Here is a 21,820-nt window from a genome sequence, read left to right as displayed (position 1 = left end):
TCAAAGGGCGCTCTCGGAAACGGATTATTTTTTTAGTTTAATTCAGCTGAACCAACCGCTGTTTTGGCTGTCACTGTGCCTGTAGTCGTCAATGAAAGCTGACGCACTTTTTCGGCATTCGTGATGACCGTCAAAACATCTGTCTGTTTGCCAGCTGCGATAACGGCATCTAGATCCATCACTGCAAGCTTCGTTTCTGGTGTGACCGTATCACCTTCAGAAACAAGAACCTCAAATGGCGCACCTTTTAGTTCTACAGTATCCAAGCCCATGTGGACGAGAACTTCCGCGCCACCAGGCGTTAAAATCCCGATTGCATGTTTCGTTTCAAAAATGCTAGAGATCGTACCTGCAACAGGAGCATAAATCGTTCCGTTCGTTGGCTGAACAGCAAAGCCGTCACCCATCATTTTTTGAGAAAAGACAGGATCAGAAACTTCAGTGATGGCAACCACTTTCCCATCAGCTGGGGCATAAAGGGTTTCTTCTGAAACTTGTGTTGCTTCTGGGGCTGCAGTTGTCGGTGCAGCAGTCGTTGGTGCAACAGCCGCTGCTGCAGCTGTATCAGCAGCCAATTGCGGTTCTAATTTATTTAAGAAGGTAACTTTTCTAAAGACGATAGTGCAAACAAAAGTGATCGCAATCGTCACCGCCATTGAGATGAAGACCATTGGATAGTTTTCAATTTTAAATGATAAGAAGCCAGGCAGTCCCCCTACACCAATACCTAATGCACGGGTATTCGTTGCAGTGATCAGCATTCCACCGAAGGCAGAACCTACCATTGCTGCGACAAATGGGTAAACATATTTCAAATTGATCCCGAACATCGCTGGTTCAGTAACCCCCATGTAAGCAGAAATCGTTGCTGGAACAGAGACTTGTTCTTCTTTTTTATTGCCACGGTGAAGGAACCAAATCGCCAATACTGCCGTACCTTGCGCAATATTTGACAGCATGATCATTGGCCAAAGGTTTGTTGTACCAAAATCCGCTACTAATTGAGAGTCGATCGCTAGCGTTGTATGATGCAATCCGGTAATAACCAAAGGCGCATACAAGCCACCGAAAATGAAACCAAATAACCAGTTTAATGGTGAGGTCAAGCCAGCATTTACGACCCAAGAAATGCCTGATCCGATTTGCCAACCGATTGGACCTAATACCATGTGAGCTGCTAAAATAGTTGGCAGCAATGAGAACAATGGAACGAAGATCATTGAAACCGCTTCTGGAATCCATTTCCGGAAGAATCTTTCAAGATAAACCAATAAGAAACCTGCCAGCATTGCTGGGATCACTTGTGCTTGATACCCAATTTTATCAATAGTGAAGAACCCGAAGTCCCACGTATAATTTTGAGCAATTTCTGCAGCAGAAGTTGAACTTACTGAATAAGCATTTAATAATTGCGGTGAAACCAATGTAATCCCTAAAACAATCCCTAATATTTGCGTGGTTCCCATCTTACGTGTAATACTCCAGGTAATCCCTACTGGTAGAAAGTGAAAGATCGCTTCACAGGGCAGCCATAAAAAGCCGTTGACACCGTTCCAAAAAGTAGAAGCTTGCGTAATCGTTTGTCCACCTAGAGCTTCTAACGGTACACCTTCTAAGAAATTTCTCAGCCCTAGCATCAAACCACCGACAATAATCGCTGGTAATAACGGGGTAAAGATCTCAGCTAACGTAGCAATCGCTCGTTGCACGATATTTTGATTGTTTTTTGCAATCGCTTTGCTTTGTTCTTTAGAAACACCTTCTATTCCTGATACATCGGTAAAATCATTGTAAAACGTTGAGACATCATTGCCGATAATGACTTGGAATTGTCCCGCATTCGTAAACATCCCTTTGACACTTGGAATTTCTTCAATTTCCTTTTCGTTTGCTTTTGTCTGATCGTTCAAAACAAAACGCATCCGTGTCGCGCAATGTGTTACTGCGGCGATATTTTCTTTGCCGCCAACATATTCCAGCAGCTTCTCAGCATCATCACGATACTTTCCCATAATTAATAAACCCCTTTCATATCCACTTGTATATATATGTTTTAATTACGCACTAATCATAACTTGATAGTTTTGATATTGCAAGCGTTTCAAACCAATTTTTTCCACTTTTTCTACAAACAATACAAGTGAATAGAAAAGGTACCGTATTAAAACCTTAATAAATAAACGTTTTTTAAAATATTTGATTAATATAAAATAATATTGCCAATGACTTTATTTACTGTTTATTTAACAAAAAAGAATAAAAAAACAGGTGAGATAAATTGAAATAGCTTACAAATTACGTTATAATCATCTTGCATGTATAGACAAGTTTAAAGGAGGACAACTATTGTGAATACGATTATATTGTCTAAGGAAGAATGGCTGTTAACGGATCAAACCGGTACGACCTATCCGTTTTCTGGGACAGACAGTGAACGAGTTGCTGCACTGACCGCGCAGCTGCAGAAAATGGAAGGTGGCGGGATCGTCTCTGAATCTCTGGTGTTTACGAATGAAGAAGGGACTTTTTCACTGGACCAATGGTTGACAGAAAAATTGAATCGTCCCTTTGTTTGCACCACGAAAGAACAGTATGAAGAAAAAAGTGCTGAAATTCCTTGGAACCTCGAATACTATGGCTACACCCCTGGTAAAGATGAATACTCGGTGGAGTCACTTTTAACCGTCGGCAACGGCTATCTAGGGCTGCGAGGCACGACGCCTGAGATGACCATTTGTGAAGCGAACTATCCAGGGCTGTATTTAGCAAGTCTTTACAATACGGTGGAATCTGATGTTTCTGGTCATACCATCAGCAATGAAGACTTCGTCAATGCACCGAATCTGCAAAAAATGTACGTGAAGATCGATGATGAAGTGATCGACATTGCCAACAATCAGCTTCTTTCCTTTAAACGGACATTAGATCTGAAGACCGGCTTGTTCCAATCAGTGGCAGAAATTGAAACAAAAAAACAAAAGCGTCTGCGAATCGAAACGAAGAAAATCGCCAATATGCAAGACGTTCACCAATATAGCTTGGTCTATCAGTTTACCCCGCTGAACTTTTCCGGCACCGTTACTTTCGTCAGTGAAGCCGACGGATCGGTCTATAACTATAACGTCGCTCGTTACCGTAGCTTAACCAACCAGCATTTGACCGTGAAAGAGACAGCAGCTGAACAAAACAAAGCGCATTTAGTGGTCACCACTAACCAATCACAGATTACCGTTGTCCAATCCTCTGAACTGTTTTCACAGGACCTGCCATTGGCTGAGCTGCACGCTGAAACAAACGACCAGCTCGTCCGTCAGCAAGTAGCCCTTGAGGTGACGGAGGGACAAACTTATCGGGTCGAAAAATCAGTCACTGCTACCGCTTATCGCCAAGAGGATCCGCAACCGGCATTTACGTTTTCTTCCTTAGCATTACCTGATTTTGCGACGATGTATACCGCCTCAAAACAAGCCTGGGCTGAATTATGGGCGAAAGCGGCCATCGAAGTCACTGGTGACTTGATGTCACAAAAAATGCTGAATCTGCATACGTATCATCTGCTGGTCTCCGCAGCACCGAATGCTTATCAGGAGTCCTTAGATGCCAGTATCACTGCCCGTGGGCTACATGGTGAAGCCTATCGCGGTCATATTTTCTGGGATGAACTGTTTATCTTACCCTTTTACATTCTACATTTTCCTGACACCGCCAAAGAAATTTTGCTGTATCGCTACCGCCGCTTAGCTGCTGCCAAAAAAGACGCCCAAAAAGCCGGTTACCAAGGCGCCATGTTCCCATGGCAATCAGGCTTGGATGGCAGTGAGCAATCCCAAGAACTGCATTTGAATCCTATCAGCGGCGAATGGAAAGAAGACCACAGTCGCTTGCAGCGTCACGTCTCCTTAGCGATCGCTTATAACATTTGGCAATATTGGCACAACACACAAGACCGTCCCTTTATGGAACAATATGGATTAGAATTGATGTTAGAAGTCGCCCATTTCTGGCAAAGTGCTGCCACCTGGGATGATACTGCTCAACGTTACTTTATCGATAAAGTCATGGGACCAGATGAATTTCATGAAAGCTACCCAAATAGTGAACAAGGCGGCTTGAAAAACAACGCCTATACCAATATGATGGTAGTATGGTTGTTTGAAGAGATCGAGAACCTCCAACAACAACTATCAGCAGAGAGCTTCCAAGCAGTATTGGAGAAAACGGCTTTAACCCCAGCGGATATTGCTGCTATGGCAGATATTCGTACCAAATTAGGCTTAGAGATCGATCACGAAGGCATCATCGCACAGTTTGAAGGGTACTTCCAGTTGGAAGATCTGGATTGGGCCCATTATAAAGAGAAATATGGCAACATTTATCGGATGGATCGCATCCTAAACGCTGAAGGCAAGAGTGCTGACAGCTACAAAGTCGCGAAACAAGCCGATAGTTTGATGATTTTCTATAATTTCTCAAAAGAGCAAGTCAATCAAATTTTGGCGGATCTTTCTTACCAACTGCCAACAGATTATATTGAAAAAAATCTCCATTATTATTTGGCTCGCACCTCCCACGGCTCGACTTTGTCGCGGATCGTTCACGCTCAGTTAGCGGCAATGGTGGATGATCAGGAATTGGCTTGGTCGTTATACCAAGAAGCCCTCTCTTCTGATTATCGTGATATCCAAGGCGGTACTACAGCAGAAGGCATTCACGCCGGTGTCATGGCCGCTACGTTGTTTATTCCGTTAACCACTTTTGCTGGTATTGATATTCGAGAAGAGCAACTGCAGATCACACCAAACTTGCCAAAAGCTTGGGACAGCTTAGCCTTTCAGCTAGAAGTTCGCGGCACCCGCTTTGCAATGAATGTTACACATGAAACATTGACGATCACCGCTGATCAGCCAGTCACGATCTTAGTGAATGGGCAGCAAGTTTCTCTAGAAGCAAAGAAAGAAACAACGATTACTTACTAAAAGGAGTGTTACACATGAAAAAAGGTTTTGTTTTTGATTTAGACGGCGTTATCACGGATACAGCTAAATACCACTACATCGCATGGAAAGAATTAGCTGCGGAGATTGGGATCGAGATCGATTTGAAATTCAATGAGCAGTTAAAAGGCATTAGCCGCATGGATTCTTTAGAGCGAATCTTAACACTAGGCAACAAAAATGATGCCTACACAGAAGTCGAAAAAGAAGCCTTAGCGACAAAGAAAAATACCCACTATGTACAATTATTACAAAGCTTGACTCCTGATGATCTATTGCCGGGGGTAAAGACGTTCCTTGATGAAGCCAAAGCAAAAAATATTCCTTGTGCCATCGCTTCGGCATCCAAGAATGCGCCGTTTATTTTGGACAAACTAGGTGTCATGCAAGACTTTGATACGATCGTTGACCCAGCAACCTTGAAAAAAGGCAAACCAGATCCAGAAATCTTTATCCAAGCAGCGCTGGCACTAGGCATTGAACCGGCAGAAGCAGTTGGCTTTGAAGATGCTCAAGCAGGGATCGACGGCATCAAAGCTGCTGGTATGTACGCGGTAGGCGTTTATTCAGGAGAAGAACTACACGGTGCAGATGTGATCGTTGAAAAATTGACGGATCTAAACATTGACGAACTTTTGGCGAAATAGTCGATTGCATTTCCAAATTGGCCTCGCTATAATAGCCAAAGAGGGGGCAATCCGATGAACAAGTTCAAAGAGATATTTTTAGATTTAGAACAAAAAATTCTAGCAAACGAATACCCTCCGCATTCTTTGCTGCCTAGCGAAAACCAATTGATCAAAACTTATGGTGTCTCCCGCGAGACTGTCCGTAAGGCATTGAATTTATTGCGGGATGCTGGTTATATCCAAAAGAAACAAGGGAAAGGTTCGATCGTTTTAGACTTGAATCGCTTTGATTTCCCGATTTCTGGCTTGACGAGTTTTCGTGAGCTGCAAGATACCCAACGCATTCCTAGTGAAACAAAGGTTGTCGAGATCCGTAAGATCGCCGTTTCGCCAAAGCTGCACGAGACCACTGGTTGGCCTGTCGCTTCTGAGGCATGGAAACTGATCCGTCAGCGGAGAATCGATGGAGAAGTGGTGATTTTGGATAAAGATTACCTTGATGCTTCTATCATCGAAGAGTTGCCAGAAAACCGAGCGAAAGTATCGATTTTTGATTACTTTGAAAATGATCTTGGCCTTGAGATCGCTTATGCACAAAAAGAAATCACTGTTGACCCCGTCAACAAAGAATTGCGGGATCTAATGGATCTGCGTCCTGAAGATCAGCATGTCGTTACGGTTCGCAGCCTCGTGTATCTAGAAGACACGCGCTGTTTTGAATACACCGAATCGATCCACCGACTGGATAAATTCCGCTTTGTGGACTTTGCCCGTCGACGCAAGATTTGATGGACGTATAGACGTGAAAAAGACAAAACAGACCTAGACTTCACCGAGAAGTCTGGGTCTGTTTTATGTTTCAATCCCCCCCTCTCGAGATGATGCTGGATCGATCCTTCCTCTTTTCGCCTCTGTCGCTAACGATTCATCCTTTTGCTTTCCCGGCGTTTGGCTGCCGACGAATAAAAAAGGCTCAATCATTTATGGGACTGATGAAGCACAGTTGATTTTGAACAACTCAGTCGTCCTTATTAACAGTCAGCCACACAAAAAAAGCAGTACCCTCTGAGAGGATACTGCTTTTGCTTGCTATTTGGCGTAATCCGTTGCGCGGGTCTCGCGAATAACGGTTACTTTGATATGACCTGGGTAATCCAAATCGTCTTCGATCTTCTTGCGGATGTCGCGAACCAATCGTACAGCATCCAAATCAGAAATCTCTTCTGGTTTGACCATTACACGGACTTCACGTCCGGCTTGGACGGCAAAACTGGAATCGACACCTTTGAAGCCGTTGGCGATATTTTCTAGGTTTTGCAAGCGGCGAATATAATTTTCCAATGATTCGCTGCGGGCACCTGGACGGGCTGCTGACAAGGCATCTGCGGCTGCAACTAAAACAGAGATAACCGATGTTGCTTCAACATCTCCATGGTGAGAAGCGATCGCATTGATCACCACACCATTTTCTTTGTATTTGGCAGCTAACTCAGCCCCGATCTCAACGTGAGAGCCTTCGATTTCATGGTCAAGGGCTTTCCCAATATCATGCAAGAGTCCGGCACGTTTGGCTAACTGGATATCTTCACCTAATTCTGCGGCAAGAACACCGGTTAGTTTTGCGACTTCGATCGAGTGGTTCAAGACGTTTTGTCCGTAGCTGGTACGGAAACGCAAACGACCTAAAATCTTGATCAAGTCTGGATGAAGGGTGTGAGCACCGACTTCAAAGGCTGCTTGTTCCCCATATTCACGAATATGCTCATCCATTTCTTTCCGAGATTTTTCGACCATTTCTTCAATTCGAGCTGGATGGATCCGGCCGTCTTGAATCAGTTTTTCAAGGGTCATACGAGCAATTTCACGGCGAATCGGATCAAATCCTGATAAGACGACTGCTTCTGGCGTGTCATCGATGATCAAATCGATCCCTGTCAATGTTTCAAGGGTCCGAATGTTCCGACCTTCTCTTCCGATGATTCGACCTTTCATCTCATCATTTGGTAATGATACGACCGATACCGTGGTTTCAGACACTTGGTCTGCGGCACAACGTTGGATTGCTAGGGACAAGAGATTTTTTGCTTTTCGATCTGCTTCTTCCTTCGCACGCTGTTCAGATTCTTTGACCATGATCGTTAATTCATGGTTCAATTCCTCTTCCGTTGATTTCATGATCAACTCTTTTGCTTCATCTCTAGACAGCGCGGCGATGCGCTCTAATTCTTTCTGTTGTCCATCGATTAAGTTTTCTACTTCTTTTTCTCGCTCGTCAATTAATTGTTGTTTCTCACTAAGTCTGCCTTCTTTATCTTCAAGTGAGCGTTCTCGTTTTTCCAAAGAATCGTCCTTACGATCAAGTACTTGTTCTCTTTGGAGTAAACGATTTTCTTGTGATTTTAAATCAAGTTTGCTTTCTTTCAACTCACTTTCAATCTCTGACCGATACTTCTGATTTTCTTCCTTAGCTTCTAACAATGCTTCTTTTTTAAGAGTTTCTGCTTCTTTCTTAGCGCTTTCGATAATTCCAGCTGCAGAATTTTGGGCGCCGTTGATTTCTTTCTCATGACGAGATTTCGTCACATAAACTCCTAATCCAAGACCGACAATTAAACCGATGATAGCGAGGAGAATGTAAAGTAGTTCCAATGAATCCACCTCCATACTATCTTTTTAAATATTTTGTAATTTTGATTAACAAAGGATAACAAAATTATCAATTCGCTACTTCTTATGTGGAAATCCACATACGTTTATTCTAATGTTTGAACACAAGAGTGTCAACTTTAAATAATAAAGTAAACTTTCGCAACCCTTCCTTTTTACGGATGTTTTTTCAACAATAGATGAATCTAGCAAAAAGCCACAAAAAAGCCAAACAACGAGGTTGTTTGGCTTTTTCAAGACTTATTCGTCTAATGGTAATTCTTCTTGCGCTTCCTCGAGGGTTACGGTCTCTCCTGTTCCAATCCCGTAAGCATCGCGGACGCGAGCAGAAACTTCTAGCATCATTTCTTGGTGTTCACGCATATAGTTTTTGGCGTTTTCACGACCTTGACCGATACGATCCCCTTTATAGGCATACCACGCACCGCTTTTATCGACGATGTCTTGTTCCACGGCCATATCCAATAATTCACCTTCTTGGGAAATACCTAGACCATACATCATGTCGACTTCCGCTACTTTAAATGGTGGCGCTACTTTGTTTTTGACTACTTTGATCTTCGTGCGGTTCCCGATGATATCTGTACCGGATTTCAATTGCTCAGCACGACGTACTTCCAAACGGATGGTTGAATAGAATTTCAACGCACGTCCACCAGGTGTCGTTTCTGGATTCCCAAACATGATCCCAACTTTTTCGCGAATTTGGTTGATAAAGATCGCGATCGTTTTCGTTTTGTTGATGGAACCAGAAAGTTTCCGTAATGCTTGTGACATCAAACGAGCTTGCAAACCAACGTGGGTATCACCCATTTCACCATCGATCTCCGCCCGTGGGACTAAAGCTGCTACCGAGTCAATAACTACGATATCAACCGCACCACTTGAAACTAAGGCGTCAGCGATCTCTAATCCTTGTTCCCCTGTATCTGGTTGTGATAACAAAAGATCATCGATATTTACACCTAATTTTTGCGCATACTGAGGATCTAACGCATGTTCGGCATCGATAAATGCTGCTGTTCCGCCATTTTTTTGGACTTCCGCAATGGCATGTAAAGCAACTGTCGTTTTACCAGAACTTTCTGGGCCGTAAACTTCTACGATCCGTCCTCGTGGGTAACCACCTACACCTAATGCAACATCCAAGGCCAATGAACCACTTGGGATCGTTGAAATTTGTTGATCAACTTTTTCGCCAAGCTTCATGATGGCACCTTTACCATAGTTCTTTTCAATCTTCTTTAGTGCAGCATCTAAGGCTGCTTTACGATCATCTGCCAAACGGATAATCCTCCTTATATTCATCACTTTCGTGTGTCGTTCATAAGATAATAATAGTCCTTCTGAAGGGAAATTGCAAGAAAAAACGAACAAACATTCGCATCAATTTAATAATTCCTTACGTATTTGATTTAAGCCTGCCATGACAGCACTATGCCGAATATAGGCGCGGTCGCGGTTGAAGTGATACAGCTGGCTTGAGACGCCTTTGTCAGAAGCTAAGGCGATCCAAACAGTGCCTTTGGGCTGGCCTTCTAGTTCGTCTGGACCAGCAACACCGGTGAAGGCCACCGCATAATCGGTCTCTGCTTGTTTGCGGGCATAGACGGCCATTGCTTCCGCACACTCCTGACTAACAGTCCCATAGCTTTCTAAAAGCGCTGAATCGATGCCTAAGAGCTTGCTTTTTGTTCCAGCAGAATATGTCACGAATCCACCGGGAAACACCTCAGAGACGCCAGGAATCCCTCCTAGGGTCGCTTGAAACAAACCAGCGGTCAAACTTTCCGCTGCGGTGACGGTTTTCTTTTTCTCGATTAGTAGATCGACGACTGTTTCTGCCAGCGAATTTTGTTCCCCATATCCATAGAAATACGCACCGACCCGTGCTTGGACGGTTTCTTCTAATGCATCCAATTGTTTGATCCCTTGCGCCTCGTCTGCGGTTTTGACCGTCAGACGCAATGTGACCTCATTGGGTTTGGCATAAGGGGCGATGGTGGGATTGACTTGGTTCTCGATCAAATCGGCCAATTCTGTGACCAACGCCGATTCCCCGATCCCGTAATAGCGCAAAACGCGAGAAAGCAAGACTTCTTCTTGGGGAAACTGCTCTAACAGAAGTGGTTTTGCGTGGGTAAGAAACATCGCCTGCAGTTCACTTGGCGGTCCTGGCAGCAGCAAATAACTGGTAGCGGCTGTCTGATAAAAAATCCCGATCGCTAGTCCATTGGGGTTTGGCAAAGACACACCGTCTTTGAAGACTAAGGTCTGCCGCAAATTGTTTTCCGTCATCCTCCGTTGACTGTTTTCAAAGAAGGCTTTCAATTGGTGATAACCTGGTTCATCTCGCACTAATTCCTGTCCCACATGGCGGGCAGTGACTTGTTTCGTCAAGTCATCGTCGGTGGGCCCTAAGCCGCCGCACAGCACGATCAAGTCGCTGCGTTTGTCGGCGATCGTCAGCAATTCCTCTAAGCGATTGGGGTTGTCCCCGACAACACTATGATAAAAAACATCGATCCCTAGACTTGCCAGTTCTTCTGACAAGAAGGTCGCGTTCGTATTCACCACCTGTCCTAAAAGTAATTCGGTCCCGACTGCAATAATTTCTGCTTTCATTCTTTTACTCCTTCATTTATCAGATACGTAAAAGTCTTTCATATTGACAAAAAAAGTCCAGAAAACTTCTGAACTTTCGTGACTTGTATCCTTGTTTTTATCGCTTCTTTATCTAGATCTAGAAATTTTACATAGAATCTTTAAAAACATTCGTATTTTTTATGAAATAATCGACCCCGGAATAGATCGTGAAGATCAGGCATAGATACAACATGATTTGATCGACAGGTAAACCGATCATTGAAAAGGGAATGTTGTTCAAGAACAAGAAAATGATCGCAACCATTTGTGTCGCGGTTTTGATTTTCCCCGGCCACGCAGCAGCCATGACTTCGCCGCTTTGTTCCACTAACAACAAGCGTAAACCTGTCACTGCCAACTCACGGCAAACGATGATCGAAACTACCCAGCCTGGGGCTTTGTTTAATTCGACCAGCATGATAAAAGCCGTCATGACGAGCATTTTATCTGCTAACGGGTCAGCAAACTTCCCGAAGTTGGTAACAAGGCCTCTGGAACGAGCGATCTTGCCATCTAGCCAGTCCGTAATGCTGGCTGCCGCAAAAAGGATCGCTGCAATAAGGTGCGTGTTTTCTAATTGTGTCGTACCAACGGTCATCGTGCCAAGATCGATCGGCAAAACCAAGACCAAAATAAAGATGGGGATCATAATGATCCGTAATACAGTTAATTGATTGGGTAAATTCACGAAATAGACTCCTCTCTGCCGACTATTGTACGAAATAACGGCAAATCATGCCACTACTTCTGCTTTTCACCAGTCGGGTGCAACAGATAACTTTTTAGCTAATGATACCTCAATAAGGCGCATTTGTCAGATTTATGCCGCATCGTCTTGGTATTCAATCACGAGACGGACCGTCTTTTGTAACAATTCAAATTGTGGATCAGAAAAGTCCACTTCCTGTCCATTGGCCTTGATGGAGATATTTTGACTTGCTCCCAGGGTCAAAGTTGCATTCGTGGCGCCTTCTGGCAGCGTCATCGATTGCGTTTCCCCCGCTTGTAGAGTGTATTGGTACACATAAGCGTTGTCAACTTGTACACCGACCCAACAAGAAGCATCTAGCCCAGTAAATGCCAATTCAATAGGGTTTTCCGCATCTTTCATCGTGATCGTGATCGACGATTGCGTCGAATCACTGGCAGTCATCGTCATTTTCGCTTCGCTGGATTCCGTCGTACTTGAGGACTCCGTCGCTTCACTCGAAGTACTGGTTTCTTCCGTACTTGTCGTGGTGGAAGCTGTAGACGCCGAATTTTCTACCACGAGAGAAGAACTCCCTTGGATCATCGGTGTTGTATTACGGTCTTGCCAAGCCATGTAGCCCACGATACTCACGATCGTAATGGCAACCAGGCCTAATAGAATCATCGGCAAATAGCGGACGACAAATGAGCCGCTTTTTTCTTCTACGTGCTGTGCTTTTCGTGAGCCGCTGACGGTTTCAGGCTGCGGTCTTTTTGGTAAGGGGGCGTCTAACGTATCTTTGCCATCAAAAACGGCCACCAATTTGTCGCCGTCTTCTCCAACCGCTGCTGCATATTGGCGAATAAACGCGCGGACATAAAAAGTGCCTGGCAATTGATCAAAACGTTCCGCTTCAATTGCTTCTAAATAGCGTTTTTGAATCTTTGTCATTTGTTGTAATTCAATCAATGAAATGTTTTTATCTAAACGGGCTTGCCGTAATTTTGCTCCAATCGTTGTTTCGTTGGCCACTCGATCATCTACTCCAGTCTTTTATTCATCTTTAAAAAAAGCCCTAAAATCGCTTCGCTGCTTGTCGTAAGGTCAGCAAAGCTGCTCTATCATTTTAAAACAGGGGTTCCCTGTATCAGTCAATAAAAAAAACTCCGTCACGCCGATTTCCATCTGGGCGCGCCGTCTACTAAATATAACATTTTTTCCGTGATTTTTTGCAAAAAAACAAAAAAAGATTTTGCTCCAATAATTAAAGAATACCATAAAAGAAAAAGTCTGAGGATAGCCTAACCACAACTCGCAAACAAATTTTAATACTTTTCGCCAAATTGGCATCAAATTGCAAGAAAAAACCACCCTTTGACGCAAAAAGAAAACACTGAATGATCTAGGAGGTGGGCAGCCCTTGAGCTGTTGGGCCTTCCTCCTTGAATCATTCAGTGTCGCTTAGATGACAGCTGTTTGACAAAACCAGCCTTCGCTTAGGCTTTTTCCGTTGGATACATGTAAAAACGGCTAAACGCTTTAGGATCGATAAAGGAACGAGCCGCTTGCTGAACATCTTCCAAAGTGATCGATTGGATCACTTCCGGTAGATCAAAGAGCGTCGTTTCACCGAATAAGCTTTGGGTAAACTGGTTTGCAATAAACTCCAATGAGTTCAGTGATTGGAAATATTTCCCTAGCATTTTCTTCTTCAATAACGTCAAGTTTTCTTCATTAATCTCTGGGTCGTGCTGGAAATTCATTACGATCGCTTCGATCTCTGCCAACATTTCTTTTGGCTCTTCAGAATCCCCCGAGAAATCGGCAAAGTAAAAGCCGCGATCCAAGTTCACTTCAAATCCAAACGTGTCATCGATGATGCCTTGATCATACAGACGCAAATAATTGGCGGAAGTATTGCCTAAAACCAATTGGCAGAAAAGGTTCAACGCATTTTTGAAGCGTAAGAGCTCTCTTCCTGATTCCGGCAGTTTGTTCAAGTCCCCTTTGATTCCTAACACGCCTTTAGCACGTGTCACTGGCATGGTAAGACTTGATTCTGCTTGAATATCGGCAAAGGTTTCTTCAGGAAACTGGCGAATGATCGCTTGCGTTTCTGGAAAGGTCTTGGCCGCTTGATTGGTCCGAATCCACGCCATCGTTTCTTCCGGATCGATATTGCCTACCACAAAAAGTGTCATGTTGCTTGGGTGATAGAAGGTATTGTAGCAAAGATACAAGTCTTCTGCGGTGATCTGCGCAATGCTTTCCACCGTACCAGCGATATCGATATGCAGGGGGTGCTTCGGATACAAATTTTTGATGATGCCGAAAAACTGCTGCCAGTTCGGATCGTCATCATACATTTGGATTTCTTGGCCAATGATCCCTTTTTCTTTTTCAACGGTTTCTTCTGTGAAATACGGGGCTTGAACGAAATCAATCAACGTTTCAAGGTTCAGCTTGATTTGATCGGTTGCCGAAAAAAGGTAGCTGGTTTTCGTGAAACTGGTAAAGGCATTGGCAGAAGCCCCCTGCTGACCAAAGGTTTGAAAGACATCGCCGTCTTCTTTTTCAAACAGTTTGTGCTCTAGAAAATGGGCAATGCCATCTGGAACTTGATGCAATGCTTCGGGTGAAAACCCGAAATGATTGTCGACAGAGCCATAGTTCGTACTGAAAAGTCCGTAAGTTTTATGGAAATCGGCTTTTGGCAGCAAATAAACTTTCAAGCCGTTTGGCAATACTTCTTCATAAAGGGTCTCATTGATTTGCTGATAGACTTTTTTATTCATGGGTCGTCTCCTTATCCAGGAAGAATACAGCTTGCAAGGACACGTTTTTGGCCAATGCTTGGACATCTGCTACGGTCACTTGAGCCAATTTCTGCATAAATTCATCTTCCGTCATTTTCGTATTCGGTACCCACTGATTCAGATAGGCTGTTTCGATCAGTGCTTGTGGGTTATCCAACGAAAGCAAGTACTGGTTTTTCAACATCGCTTTTGTTTGTGCCAGTTCTTCCGCTGTGACTTCGCCACGCTGCAAGCTTTGCAGCTGTTGTTCGATCAATTTGAAGACCTTGTCGCGGTTTTTGCCGTCGATTCCTGTTTGGACCGACAAGTACCCGCGAAACGTATCGATACTGCTGGAAGCATAATAAGCCAAACTTTCTTTCTCTCGGACATTCATAAACAGTTTTGAATGAGGGAATCCGCCAAACAACCCGTTGAAGACCATAAAGGCGATCCGCTCGGCTTGGTCATAATACACGCCAGTATGATAGCCTAAGTTCAATTTGGCTTGAATGATTGGTTCCCGCAAGATTTTCTCGCGAATGATATTTTCCGCCGCTTGCTGATAAAAGACCGGTATTGCTTGGTCTGGCCGATCGGTAAAGGCCATGTTCTGGAAAATCTCCGCGACTTCTGCTTCAACCACATCGCCGATCACAAAAAGATCGATTTGGTCATTGTCCATCATTGAGCGATAGGTTTGGTAAAGCTCTTTTGCGGTCACAGCTTCTAAGTCTTGGGGACGGCCAAAGCTCGGATACTTCTGATTCTGATCGTTTTCGAAATACAACTCTTGCAGCCCTAAAGAAGCCAATGCTTGCTTATCTTCTGCCACGCTGTTCATATAGGCGATCAAGTTGTGCTTTTCGATGGTAAAGTTCTTTTCCTCAAATTGCTCCTCGTGGGCATTCGGATGGAACAAAACTTCTGCTAAAAAAGCGGCTGCTTGCGGCAAGACGGCTTCATCTGACACATACTTCCCGTTGACAAAGGACATCGCTGCATTGATTTGATGCAGATTGCCCCGTTTGTTGACATTCATTCCAAAGCTGGCACCGTAAAGCTCCGCCAGTTGACTGCTAAATGCGGTCTGCGTCGGATAAGCCAAACTAGTCGTTTCTAATAAACTAGTCAATAAAGTCCGTTTGGCGGTCATTTCGGCCTGCAATGGTGCAGTGAACCGAACGAAAAAACGGATCGTTTTATACTTTTTGGTCGGCAGCACCGTTAACCGAACACCTTTTTTTAATTCAATAGACATGTGACACCCCTTCTAGAAGCAAAATTATCTCTTCAATTATAGCATAGCTGACAAACTTTCTCCTTGGCTCATTGATCAAACCTGCTGCAGCGAGCGTTTTTTTTTATAAATCTTGCATTTTTCGCTATACTGTCAGTAAGATTTAGAAGGGAGGATACAGGATGATTAAAGAATTTAAAGAATTTATTTTACGAGGAAACGTCATTGACTTGGCGATCGGGGTCGTGATCGGGAGTGCCTTCACCGCAATCGTCACTAGTTTAGTTGAAGGATTGCTGACACCATTGGTTTCATGGATCTTATCACTCTTCGGTAACGCCGATGCCTTTTCTGGCTTGGTCTTTGAACCCGCCAAAAATGTAGTCTTTGATTTTGGCCGCGTCATCACTGCCATTATTACGTTCTTGATTACCGCATTTGTCTTGTTCTTGATTGTCAAAGCAGTGAACAAATTACGCAATCTGAAACAACAACCTGAGGAAGACGAAGTACCAGAAATCACTGCAGAGGATTATTTAGAAGAGATTCGTGATCTTTTAAAAGCGCAAACGCCTACTGCCAACACCGTTGATCCACGTCCAACATCATTGGACGATACGATCAGATAAGAAACCGGCTCTTTGTCATTAAGGACAAAAGAAGCAATTCGGATTCATCCGATCCATCAATCATAGCACTAAAAGAAGCAAGCACGGCGAACCTCTCTAGAGAGTCGCTGTGCTTGCTTCTTTTTTCATCCCGACATGCAGGATCCCGTCTTCATAAAAAGGCGGTGTAATGGTTTTAAAGCCATACTGGCCGTAGAATTTTTCTAAGTGGGCTTGTGCTTCGATCTCAATAGGCAAAGCCGGATAACACTGCTCAATGCGATGCAAAACTTCTTTGATCAGACGATGGCCTTCTTTTTGCCCCCGGTATGCCGGTGCCACAATGATCCGACCAAAATGCACCGTTTGTTCCTGCTGGAAAATACGGGCATACGAAACGACCTGCCCGTCCTCATCAAGGGCCCATAAATGTTTGGCCTGTGCATCGATCGCATCGATCTCCTGATACGCACACGCTTGTTCCACCACAAAAACTGCTGTGCGCAAACGGGCAAGTTGATAAAACTCCACCCCAGTCATTTCCCCTAACTCTTTTAGAAAAAACGCCATCCCATCACTCCTTATCTTGTTGAACCAAAAAAGAGTCAACAAAGTGTCAACTCTTCTTGTTTCAAACAGCTTCCGATAAAAATTCAATCTCAACAGTTCTGGTTAAAATATCTGAATAACTATAAGAAACCCGCTCGAATGAATTCTCGTTTGGATCCAAATCTACAACAAAAACTGAAGGATAAGTTTCTGTCAAAACGCCGCGACGTTCAGTTTGACGCTTACGTCCAGTCTGAGCAACTAGCATAATCTCACTACCGATACGGCCTTCTAAATCTTTCTTGATTGTAGCTAAAGTTGTTGGCATCGCATTCACCTCGAGCATCATTATACCACGAAATGCAGAAAATTTCAAGTTTACCATAAAATAATTCTACTTTCAATAAGATTTTTGTTAAACGTCTTTGATAAGCGCTATCAATTTTGTCCTACCGCGACTGAAAGCGCTTTTTATTTTTTCGTAAGACAGCTTTTCTTGAGCCGCAATCTGATCAAGTTCTAATCCTTTTAAATAATTCATTATAACCATTCTTTCTAAAGACGATAAACTTTTCGGATACGCTACCAACGATTCATTAACAAACAAATAGGTCTCTGCAGTTTCCGCACAGCGATTATGATCGGTCAAAAACCGATTGCCTTCTTGTGAAAGCTTTTCTTCCAGCGAGCAGGCATCGACTTGGGCTTTGCGTTTTTGGGCATGCTGCGCCCGCAACAAGCTGCAGATACGATTTTCAAAGGATCGCTTAAACAAGATACCCAGCGTCGTTCCTTTGTCCTGATCGTAAGTCTTTAGACACTTATTAAAAACGATCCGGCCTTCTTGCAGCCAATCATCTAAGTCATAATCCCGCAGATAATATTTTTTATGCAAAATCTCAACGATCGGTCGATATTTTCTGAACAACTCTTCAAATCTATCAGAAGGGTGTGATACTTGTCCTTCTTCCCTGCGCATCGATATCACTCCTTTTGTTTTTGCTTCATTTGCTACAAAAGGAGCGTATCATAAATGGCTGGGACATCTTCTAATTTACCAGACCAACTTTGTCCCTAACTAAGGTCGCGCAATTTCTTTTCAAGTTCAGCTAATTGTTCCGGTGACCAAGGGGAATTGCGCCGGAAATTTTCAAACCGCAAACCGGTTTGATGCTCGTAGATGTCTTTTTCCGTTTTTTCCACGCTTTTGTACAATTCCCGTGCCGAAGTTCGTAAGGCACCTTGAGAGAAGATCACCCACTGTTCGGCTAAATCGCTGGTAGCGACGGTGACTTGCGTCAATCGATTGTTTAACTCACCAGCGATTCGTTCAATGTAGCTGTCGGCGGTCTCTCCTTCTTCGGTAAAAATAACTTCCAGCTGATATTTGGTGTAACTTTGTGTCACACCAGGCACCAGTTGGGCATCAAAAACAACGATGATTCTCAAGCCTTCATATTTTGCATAATTCGATAGCCGGTTCAGCAAAGCTTCTCTCGCATCTTCTAAACGGTCCTGATTTTTCAAAAGAACCAGCTCCGGCCAAGCGCCAATCATATTGTAGCCATCCACGATCAGCAAAGGGGTTTTCATTGGGATGCCCCATTTCGGCTAGTAAAGGCCTGATACATCAACAAGCCTGCCGCCACACTGGCGTTCAAGCTCTGCACGTGCCCGGTCATTGGGATCGTCAGCATTTGATCCACTTCTTTTTTCAAACCTTCCCCCATGCCGCGACCTTCGTTACCGATGATCAAACCGACCGCCCCTTGGGCATTCCATGTGCGGTAATCACTGCCACTCATATCAGTACCGAAGATCCAAAAACCAGCTTTTTTCAGCTGCTGGACTGCTTGGGTCAAGTTGGTCACTCGAGCCACAGGGATATGTTCCACTGCGCCGGTCGATGTTTTCACCACGATCGGCGTGATCCCCACCGCACGGTGTTTCGGAATGATGATCCCGTCTACGCCGCTGGCATCAGCGGTTCGCATGATGGAGCCGAAATTATGGGGATCTTCTAGATTATCTAAAATCAGATACAGCGGCTGTTCTTTCGTTTGGGCCAACAATTCATCCAAGGTCAAATACTGGTAAGGGGTGATCGCCAAGATCATGCCTTGATGGACCCCTTGGTCACTCATCGTATCCAGCTTTTGTTTTGGCACCCATTTGACAGGAACTGCCTGTTCCCGTGCCATTTCTTTCAGACGATCGATCTTTTCTCCCCTTGCCTCTTCAGAAAGAAACAGCTTGTTGCCTCGCCCTTCTTTCAAGGCTTCAGCAACCGCATGATAGCCAAAGACAAAATTATCTTCGATGGCTTCTCCCTCGGCTTCTTTGCGGCGATCCGGTCTATTTTCTTTTCTGGCTTCTGATTGGCCAGCTGTTTTTTTATTTGGACGCTTTCTTTGCGGTTTTTCTCGCATCTTCTTCTCCTACTTTCTTTATACACCAGTCTACCAGCTCGTCTAAGCGTTCTTTTTGCTGCGTGAGGTGCAAATACCCGATCAGCGATTCAAAGCCAGTAGCGATGCGATACGTCGTGACATCGGCATTTTTGGCACCCGTATGACTTTTACTATTACGGCCGCGGCGATAAAAATCATGTTCTTCTTCGGTCAGGATCTCTTCATCCAACATCTTTTGGATCAACGCCGCTTGGGCTTTGGCAGATACATAGTGGGTCGCCATATGGTGCAGTTGGTTTGGTCGGGTTTGGCCTTGGGCGACTAAATAATCGCGAATATAGACTTCATAGACCGCATCCCCCACATAGGCCAATGCCAAACCATTCAATTGTTTATAATCTCTCATACTTCTCGTCTCCATCGGGTTCCTTGCGGGGTATCTTCTAAGATGATCCCTTGTTCTTTCAACTCATCACGGATTTGGTCGCTGCGGGCAAAATCTTTGGCTTTGCGAGCGGCGATTCGTTCATTAATCAGCTGTTCGATTTCTTCATCTAGCAATTCTTCTGATACAAAATAAATCCCGAAAATCGTCAGCCATTCGCTGAACTTGGCTAATCCAGCGGTTAATAAAGCCAAGTCTGTTTCTGGGTCTTCGCTAGCTAAGTTCAGCCACTTCGCCAATTCATAGACCACTGTGATCCCATTAGCCGCGTTGAAATCATCGTCCATTTCTTTGATGAAACGTTCTTCAAATTCTTCCAGAACCGGTGCATTGACTTCCTCATCGCTGGCTTGATAGTGACTGCTATTCAAGCGGAATTTGGCATTTTCATAGGTCGTACGCAATTTTTGCAGATTGGTTTGTGCTTCATGCAAGGTAGTCTCGCTGTATTTGATTGGTCGGCGGTACTGAGTCGTTGCCAAAAAGAAACGCAGCACCTGTGGATCAACTTTTTTGACCATCTCATGCACCGTGACGAAGTTGCCCAGCGACTTACTCATTTTTTCTTCGTCTTCACCGATCGTCACATAGCCATTATGCATCCAATAGTTGGCAAAGGTCTTGCCGGTTTTTGCCTCGCTTTGGGCGATCTCATTTTCATGATGAGGGAAGGTCAAGTCTTGTCCGCCTCCATGTATATCGATGGTCTCGCCTAGGTGTTTGGTCGCCATCACTGAGCATTCGATATGCCAGCCGGGACGGCCGGCTCCCCAAGGAGATTCCCAAGCGATCTCATCGCCTTTTGCCGCTTTCCACAAAGCAAAATCCAACGGATCTTCCTTGATTTTTTGTTCTTCACCGGTTCGCTGGCTTGCGCCGACTTCCAGCTCGTCGATGGATTGGTCGCTTAATTGCCCATAGTGAGCAAATTTACGGGTACGGTAATAAACATCGCCATTGACTGGATAGGCATAGCCTTTTTCTACAAGAGCAGCAATAAAGGCAATGATGTCTTCAATATGATCCATCACACGAGGATTCATCGTAGCAGGTTTGACATTCAGCGCTGCAGTATCTTCATTGAAGGCGTTGATAAAACGCTCTGCCACTTCTGGGGCCGTCGTACCTAATTCTTTTGCTGCACGAATGATTTTATCATCGACATCGGTAAAATTCATCAAATAGTCCACTGTATAGCCGCGGTATTCGAAATAACGACGTACGGTATCAAATGAAACAGTACTGCGGCCATTCCCGATATGGATATAGTTATAGACGGTGGGTCCGCAAACATACATTTTTACTTTCTTTTCTTCCAATGGCTGAAACACTTCTTTTTCTCGTGTCAGCGTATTATAGATTTTAATCATCGTGGGTAACCTTCTTTCCTTTGATTCGAACGATCTTTGCCGGGATGCCGACAGCAGTTGCTTCTGCGGGGATATCCTTCAAAACCACTGCATTGGCGCCGATCTTTGCATATTCACCGATCGTGACAGGACCTAAGATCTGCGCATGGGCTGAGAGAAACGCACCGGTTTTAACCGTGGGATGACGCTTGCCCCGCTCTTTGCCGGTTCCCCCCAGGGTGACTCCGTGAAACAAGACGACATCATCTTCAATGATCGCCGTTTCCCCAATCACGACCCCCATCCCATGATCGATAAAGACCCCTTGACCGATCTGGGCACCAGGATGAATCTCGATCCCGGTCAAGAAACGCCAAAACTGGGCCGTCAGTTTTGCCAAAAAATACCAGCGATGCTGAAACAAAAAGTGCGCCCAACGATGCCAAAATAAGGCATGGAATCCCGGATACGTGATGATGATCTCCAACGTTGATCGCACCGACGGATCGTGTTTTTTTGTTGCCGCAATTGCTTTTTTGAACCAAGTCATCTTCTCACCTGCTTTATCCAAACTTCTTGATACGAAAAAAGCGTCTTTCAAATAAGTTTCCTTATTCAAAAGACGCTTTTTTGCGTGGTCCCACTTTTGTTCGCAGTTCGGCACTGCCTTCAAGCGGGTAACGTCCGCTGCTTCGTCTTTGACTTGCGCCAAAGCCACTCCTAGGTGCATTTCCTAGCCTTTTTTGACCACTCTCACCTTCCGTGGCCTCTCTGAAAAAAATCGGCTAGTACTTCG

20 protein-coding genes and 1 other annotated feature (1 of these 21 only partly in view) are annotated in these 21,820 nt (G+C 44.4%); of the genes, 4 read left to right on the top strand and 16 right to left on the bottom strand.

Annotated features, from left to right (window positions below; translation table 11 throughout):
- Positions 1–32: 32 nt before the first annotated feature.
- A complete protein-coding gene (gene treP / locus IGJ17_RS00220; protein WP_142437336.1) occupies positions 33–2,012 on the bottom strand; it encodes a PTS system trehalose-specific EIIBC component in 1,980 nt (659 codons plus the stop codon).
- 336 nt (positions 2,013–2,348) lie between these two features.
- Here treP and IGJ17_RS00215 point away from each other — a divergent pair, with 336 nt between their 5' ends.
- Genes IGJ17_RS00215 through treR form a run of 3 tightly spaced genes read left to right on the top strand, consistent with a single transcriptional unit; the run spans position 2,349 to position 6,412 of the window.
- Complete coding sequence (locus IGJ17_RS00215; protein WP_142437337.1) at positions 2,349–4,976, top strand: glycosyl hydrolase family 65 protein; 2,628 nt, start codon at positions 2,349–2,351, stop codon at positions 4,974–4,976.
- A 14-nt stretch (positions 4,977–4,990) separates the two neighbouring features.
- Positions 4,991–5,641 (top strand): beta-phosphoglucomutase, encoded by a 651-nt coding sequence (gene pgmB / locus IGJ17_RS00210; RefSeq protein WP_005232889.1) that lies wholly within the window; start codon positions 4,991–4,993, stop codon positions 5,639–5,641.
- Between the two features lie 54 nt (positions 5,642–5,695).
- A complete protein-coding gene (gene treR / locus IGJ17_RS00205; protein WP_005226457.1) occupies positions 5,696–6,412 on the top strand; it encodes a trehalose operon repressor in 717 nt (238 codons plus the stop codon).
- 300 nt (positions 6,413–6,712) lie between these two features.
- Here the strand turns inward: treR and rny are convergent, their stop codons facing one another.
- The 7 genes from rny to yfmF all read right to left on the bottom strand — a co-directional run bounded on the left by rny (position 6,713) and on the right by yfmF (position 15,683).
- Positions 6,713–8,287: a ribonuclease Y gene (rny, locus tag IGJ17_RS00200; protein ID WP_005232891.1), complete on the bottom strand. Its 1,575-nt coding sequence runs from the start codon at positions 8,285–8,287 to the stop codon at positions 6,713–6,715.
- Positions 8,288–8,530: 243 nt separating this feature from the next.
- Positions 8,531–9,574 (bottom strand): recombinase RecA, encoded by a 1,044-nt coding sequence (recA, locus tag IGJ17_RS00195; protein WP_008376737.1) that lies wholly within the window; start codon positions 9,572–9,574, stop codon positions 8,531–8,533.
- A 102-nt stretch (positions 9,575–9,676) separates the two neighbouring features.
- Complete coding sequence (locus IGJ17_RS00190; RefSeq protein WP_005232893.1) at positions 9,677–10,915, bottom strand: competence/damage-inducible protein A; 1,239 nt, start codon at positions 10,913–10,915, stop codon at positions 9,677–9,679.
- A gap of 127 nt (positions 10,916–11,042) precedes the next feature.
- Positions 11,043–11,624, bottom strand: a complete 582-nt coding sequence (gene pgsA, locus IGJ17_RS00185; protein ID WP_042890631.1) for a CDP-diacylglycerol--glycerol-3-phosphate 3-phosphatidyltransferase — start codon at positions 11,622–11,624, stop codon at positions 11,043–11,045.
- A gap of 132 nt (positions 11,625–11,756) precedes the next feature.
- Positions 11,757–12,659 (bottom strand): helix-turn-helix domain-containing protein, encoded by a 903-nt coding sequence (locus IGJ17_RS00180; protein ID WP_005232895.1) that lies wholly within the window; start codon positions 12,657–12,659, stop codon positions 11,757–11,759.
- Between the two features lie 464 nt (positions 12,660–13,123).
- Positions 13,124–14,422 (bottom strand): EF-P 5-aminopentanol modification-associated protein YfmH, encoded by a 1,299-nt coding sequence (gene yfmH / locus IGJ17_RS00175; RefSeq protein WP_061053522.1) that lies wholly within the window; start codon positions 14,420–14,422, stop codon positions 13,124–13,126.
- Complete coding sequence (gene yfmF, locus IGJ17_RS00170) at positions 14,415–15,683, bottom strand: EF-P 5-aminopentanol modification-associated protein YfmF (protein ID WP_005232897.1); 1,269 nt, start codon at positions 15,681–15,683, stop codon at positions 14,415–14,417. Before yfmF ends, yfmH begins: the two co-directional genes overlap by 8 nt.
- Positions 15,684–15,844: 161 nt before the next feature.
- On the opposite strand from yfmF, the gene mscL reads away from it, so the two are divergent.
- On the top strand, positions 15,845–16,291 hold the full coding sequence (mscL, locus tag IGJ17_RS00165; RefSeq protein WP_005232898.1) for a large conductance mechanosensitive channel protein MscL: 447 nt from the start codon (positions 15,845–15,847) through the stop codon (positions 16,289–16,291).
- A gap of 96 nt (positions 16,292–16,387) precedes the next feature.
- Here mscL and IGJ17_RS00160 read toward each other — a convergent pair whose 3' ends face one another.
- The 8 genes from IGJ17_RS00160 to epsC all read right to left on the bottom strand — a co-directional run bounded on the left by IGJ17_RS00160 (position 16,388) and on the right by epsC (position 21,574).
- Positions 16,388–16,840: a GNAT family N-acetyltransferase gene (locus tag IGJ17_RS00160; protein WP_005232899.1), complete on the bottom strand. Its 453-nt coding sequence runs from the start codon at positions 16,838–16,840 to the stop codon at positions 16,388–16,390.
- 61 nt (positions 16,841–16,901) lie between these two features.
- A complete protein-coding gene (locus IGJ17_RS00155) occupies positions 16,902–17,147 on the bottom strand; it encodes a Veg family protein (RefSeq protein ID WP_005226417.1) in 246 nt (81 codons plus the stop codon).
- Between the two features lie 87 nt (positions 17,148–17,234).
- Positions 17,235–17,798, bottom strand: a complete 564-nt coding sequence (locus IGJ17_RS00150; RefSeq protein WP_142437338.1) for a sigma-70 family RNA polymerase sigma factor — start codon at positions 17,796–17,798, stop codon at positions 17,235–17,237.
- Between the two features lie 95 nt (positions 17,799–17,893).
- Complete coding sequence (locus IGJ17_RS00145) at positions 17,894–18,412, bottom strand: NYN domain-containing protein (protein ID WP_429961006.1); 519 nt, start codon at positions 18,410–18,412, stop codon at positions 17,894–17,896.
- A complete protein-coding gene (gene rlmB, locus IGJ17_RS00140) occupies positions 18,409–19,248 on the bottom strand; it encodes a 23S rRNA (guanosine(2251)-2'-O)-methyltransferase RlmB (RefSeq protein WP_005232903.1) in 840 nt (279 codons plus the stop codon). Before rlmB ends, IGJ17_RS00145 begins: the two co-directional genes overlap by 4 nt.
- A complete protein-coding gene (locus IGJ17_RS00135; protein ID WP_005232904.1) occupies positions 19,214–19,636 on the bottom strand; it encodes a Mini-ribonuclease 3 in 423 nt (140 codons plus the stop codon). Before IGJ17_RS00135 ends, rlmB begins: the two co-directional genes overlap by 35 nt.
- Entirely contained in the window at positions 19,633–21,045 is a 1,413-nt protein-coding gene (gene cysS, locus IGJ17_RS00130; protein WP_005232905.1) for a cysteine--tRNA ligase, read from the bottom strand. Before cysS ends, IGJ17_RS00135 begins: the two co-directional genes overlap by 4 nt.
- Entirely contained in the window at positions 21,038–21,574 is a 537-nt protein-coding gene (gene epsC, locus IGJ17_RS00125) for a serine O-acetyltransferase EpsC (protein WP_034872105.1), read from the bottom strand. Before epsC ends, cysS begins: the two co-directional genes overlap by 8 nt.
- A 65-nt stretch (positions 21,575–21,639) precedes the next feature.
- Positions 21,640–21,820, bottom strand: a binding site (T-box leader); it runs 18 nt beyond the window's last position.

Source organism: Enterococcus sp. DIV1096b (assembly GCF_050498765.1).
Taxonomy (GTDB): domain Bacteria; phylum Bacillota; class Bacilli; order Lactobacillales; family Enterococcaceae; genus Enterococcus_D; species Enterococcus_D entomosocium.
Note: the sequence above shows the minus strand (reverse complement) of the source record. Positions and strands in the feature narration are given on the sequence as shown.

Coding starts and splice junctions, on each gene's coding strand:
- treP (WP_142437336.1), bottom strand. CDS start 2,012: ATGGGAAAGTATCGTGATGATGCTGAGAAGCTGCTGGAATATGTTGGC.
- pgmB (WP_005232889.1), top strand. CDS start 4,991: ATGAAAAAAGGTTTTGTTTTTGATTTAGACGGCGTTATCACGGATACA.
- treR (WP_005226457.1), top strand. CDS start 5,696: ATGAACAAGTTCAAAGAGATATTTTTAGATTTAGAACAAAAAATTCTA.
- rny (WP_005232891.1), bottom strand. CDS start 8,287: ATGGAGGTGGATTCATTGGAACTACTTTACATTCTCCTCGCTATCATC.
- IGJ17_RS00190 (WP_005232893.1), bottom strand. CDS start 10,915: ATGAAAGCAGAAATTATTGCAGTCGGGACCGAATTACTTTTAGGACAG.
- yfmH (WP_061053522.1), bottom strand. CDS start 14,422: ATGAATAAAAAAGTCTATCAGCAAATCAATGAGACCCTTTATGAAGAA.
- yfmF (WP_005232897.1), bottom strand. CDS start 15,683: ATGTCTATTGAATTAAAAAAAGGTGTTCGGTTAACGGTGCTGCCGACC.
- mscL (WP_005232898.1), top strand. CDS start 15,845: ATGATTAAAGAATTTAAAGAATTTATTTTACGAGGAAACGTCATTGAC.
- IGJ17_RS00160 (WP_005232899.1), bottom strand. CDS start 16,840: ATGGCGTTTTTTCTAAAAGAGTTAGGGGAAATGACTGGGGTGGAGTTT.
- IGJ17_RS00155 (WP_005226417.1), bottom strand. CDS start 17,147: ATGCCAACAACTTTAGCTACAATCAAGAAAGATTTAGAAGGCCGTATC.
- IGJ17_RS00150 (WP_142437338.1), bottom strand. CDS start 17,798: ATGCGCAGGGAAGAAGGACAAGTATCACACCCTTCTGATAGATTTGAA.
- IGJ17_RS00145 (WP_429961006.1), bottom strand. CDS start 18,412: ATGAAAACCCCTTTGCTGATCGTGGATGGCTACAATATGATTGGCGCT.
- rlmB (WP_005232903.1), bottom strand. CDS start 19,248: ATGCGAGAAAAACCGCAAAGAAAGCGTCCAAATAAAAAAACAGCTGGC.
- IGJ17_RS00135 (WP_005232904.1), bottom strand. CDS start 19,636: ATGAGAGATTATAAACAATTGAATGGTTTGGCATTGGCCTATGTGGGG.
- cysS (WP_005232905.1), bottom strand. CDS start 21,045: ATGATTAAAATCTATAATACGCTGACACGAGAAAAAGAAGTGTTTCAG.
- epsC (WP_034872105.1), bottom strand. CDS start 21,574: ATGACTTGGTTCAAAAAAGCAATTGCGGCAACAAAAAAACACGATCCG.